The sequence below is a fragment of the Yoonia sp. genome (genome assembly GCF_036007805.1).
In the GTDB taxonomy this organism is placed as follows: Bacteria; Pseudomonadota; Alphaproteobacteria; order Rhodobacterales; family Rhodobacteraceae; genus Yoonia.
Genome location: NZ_DASYOK010000181.1, coordinates 1 through 2,877, shown reverse-complemented (window position 1 = coordinate 2,877; position 2,877 = coordinate 1). Strand labels below are relative to the sequence as shown.

Genomic DNA, 2,877 nt, shown 5'->3' with positions numbered 1-2,877 from the left:
GTGCTTCAAGGCACTGCTGGCAAGGATCGCCCGCCTGTCTTTGCCCAGATCGCCCTCATCTCGTCCCACGCTCCCTGGACGCCGGTTCCCTCACTAGTCGATTGGGACGAGATTGGCGACGGCCGAATTTTCAATGAGGTCGCAGTTTCGGGTGATCCACCCGACGTGGTCTGGCGGGATCACGACCGCGTGCGAGACCAGTTTCGGCAGGCCGTTGACTATAGTATTCAGACGGTCGGTGCGTTCGCCGCCAGACATGCGGACGACCCTCCACTGATGATCGTGATTGGTGACCACCAGCCTGCGCGCTTTGTTTCCGAAGATGACAGTTTTGCGGTTCCGGTTCATATCATCGGCCCGCAGGATCTGGTCGCGCGTTTCGGCGACTGGGGTTGGAACGAAGGGTTGATCCCGAAGCTAGACGCGCGAACGTGGCGCATGGACATGTTTCGCAACCAGTTCCTGTCGACCTTCAGCAGCGGTGCTCCTAGCCCTTGACGGCACCTGCGGTGATCGCACGCACGATAAGGCGCTGCAGGGCAAGAAAGGCGAAGATAGCAGGCAGGACGGTGATGAGGCAGGCCGCTGCCAGAAGCTGTGTGGTCGAAGCACTGGTTGAACCTGCGAAATTGAAAATGGCGACCGAGATTGGTTGCAGATCGTCGCGGGTCAGCAGGATGAACGGTACCAGAAACTGGGACCAACCCATGAGCATATTCAGCACGAAGGCCGACGCCATACCGGGGGCTGCGAGCGGCAATGTGACAAAAAACAGGATCTGCACGCGCGAACAGCCATCGATGGCCGCCGCTTCCTCCAATGCCTGCGGTATTGCGTCGAAGCTAGCCTTGAGCATCCAGACCGAGAGCGGGATACCGAGCGCCATGTATACGCCAACCGCCGCTGTCTGCGTTTCGAGCAGTCCAAGCCGTTCCATATAGCGGTAGAGCGGAATCAGGATGACCAGCGGCGAGACCATCTGGACCGTCAGGATGCCGACCATCAGCGACTTGGCGCCGGTAAACGGCTTGCGCGAAAAGATATATGCGGCCGGTGTCGCAACGAGCAATGCGCCAAAGGCACCCAGCGCGCAGAGTTTGATACCGTTCCAAAGATAGACCCCGAAAGTTCTGTCCGTCAGGATTTGACGGAAATTGTCGAGCGTCGGATTATCGGGGATAAAGCGTGCCGCGCCGAGAAATACCTCTGCCGGTGTACGGAAGGACAGCGACACGAGCCAAAGCAGCGGCATTAGGAAAACCGCCGCCAGCAGGATCGCGGCGATATAGGTTGCGATATCGGCAAACCTTGCGGCGGCGCGCCCCGTCATGCTCTTGGCCTCGGGTCGCGCGTCAGCAAACGGATGTAAACGACAGTCAGTCCCATCGCGATCCCCACGAGGATGAGCGCAAGGACAGCCCCGCCTGACAGATCGAAGCTGTAGAACACAGTATTGAAAACGTAGAGCGACAATACCTCGGTTGCGCGCCCGGGGCCGCCACCCGTCAGGGCAAGGATCACGTCGAAGGTGTTGAGCGTCTGGATCGTCACAAGGACTGTCGCCACGAGCAAGGCCGGTTTCAGTTGCGCCAACGTAATAAAGTAAAACCGCGCGATCGGTCCTGCACCGTCAATGGCGGCGGCTGCGTAAAGGTCGGGGTCGAGCCCGCGTCGCGCCGCGTAGATCACGATCATCGCGAAGGCTGTGCCTTGCCAGATATTGGCGATGACAGCGGAGAACATCGCATTGCCGGGGTCGGAAATCCATCGGATCGGAGCTATCCCGACAAGCCCCAGCATCGAATTCATAGCGCCGAATGGTGCTTCGGAAAACAGCATTTGCCAGATCAGCCCGTTGGCTATTCCCGGAACGACCCACGCGGTGAGAACGACCGTTCTGAGGGCTGTCATACCCCAAAGCTGCCGCATCTCTCCGCGCACGACCAAGAGCGCGACAGCGAGCCCCAGCGCGAGAATCCCCAGCACGCTGGCCGTCGTGAAAAGCGCGGTGCTCCACAGGATGCCGGGCAAGGCGGGCGCGCTGATCACCTGTCCAATGCCGTCCAGACCATATTCCGTCGCCGGGCGCAGCAACGTTGCGTTCCCGAAAGCGAGGCGCAGGACGTCGAAAAGCGGTACGAGATAGAACCCGCCCAAAACCAAAAGGGCGGGTGCCAGCCACGGCCAAACCGCGCCTTGGCGACGCGCGTTTGCTTTACTTCTGCTTTGGACGGGCGCCACGGACTAAACCGTCAGAGACGGTCATAGGCGGCGGCGACCGCAGCAGCGGCCTCGTCAAGTGCCTCCTCTGGCGTCGACGCTCCGGACAGAACCTGCCCGAGCATGATCTGGATGTTGTTTGATATTTCAGGATAGATCGGCACACCCGGCCGTGCCTTTCCATCAACCAGTGCCGCGGCAAAGACATCGTACTCAGGGCCGTCGAAAGCATCGTACTGGTCATATTGGGCTGCCGATGTCGGAAGCAGACCCTGGATCGCGTTACTAGCGCCGGAGTAGATCTCCTTGATCATTTCCGCGCACATCCGCACAGCTTCGGGATCGTCCGAGAGTGCGGCGATCGTCCAGCCACCTGTCCCGGTTGCGCGCGCATCAGCGCTGGGGCCGGGGATCGCGGAAACGGCCCAGTTCGCAAAATCTTCCTCAGGCAGGGTGCCGCGCAGTTGGTTATACTGCCAGTTGCCACCGATAAAGAGTCCGGTCGTCCCCGCCGCTGCTGCGGCATTGAATTCGTCATAGTTGACGATGCTGGTCACGCGCGCGGGTGCTGCGCCACTGTCGACCAGATCTTTGTAGAAGTTGATCGCAGTGAGCATTTTCTCGCGGTTTTCGCCTTCAGCGAAGATGGGTGCGCCT

At 60.1% G+C, this 2,877-nt stretch carries 3 protein-coding genes and 1 pseudogene; 1 reads left to right on the top strand and 3 read right to left on the bottom strand.

Annotated elements, in window-relative coordinates; translation table 11 throughout:
- Positions 1–498: pseudogene (locus VGP75_RS10635) on the top strand (sulfatase); the annotation flags it as partial.
- Here the strand turns inward: VGP75_RS10635 and VGP75_RS10630 are convergent.
- The 3 genes from VGP75_RS10630 to VGP75_RS10620 form a co-directional block, all read right to left on the bottom strand.
- Complete coding sequence (locus VGP75_RS10630) at positions 488–1,330, bottom strand: carbohydrate ABC transporter permease (protein WP_327543640.1); 843 nt, start codon at positions 1,328–1,330, stop codon at positions 488–490. The pseudogene VGP75_RS10635 and the gene VGP75_RS10630 overlap by 11 nt on opposite strands.
- On the bottom strand, positions 1,327–2,241 hold the full coding sequence (locus VGP75_RS10625; RefSeq protein WP_327543639.1) for a carbohydrate ABC transporter permease: 915 nt from the start codon (positions 2,239–2,241) through the stop codon (positions 1,327–1,329). Before VGP75_RS10625 ends, VGP75_RS10630 begins: the two co-directional genes overlap by 4 nt.
- An 11-nt stretch (positions 2,242–2,252) precedes the next feature.
- Positions 2,253–2,877 (bottom strand): type 2 periplasmic-binding domain-containing protein (locus tag VGP75_RS10620; protein ID WP_526025509.1); only part of this gene is annotated, 625 nt, incomplete at its 5' end.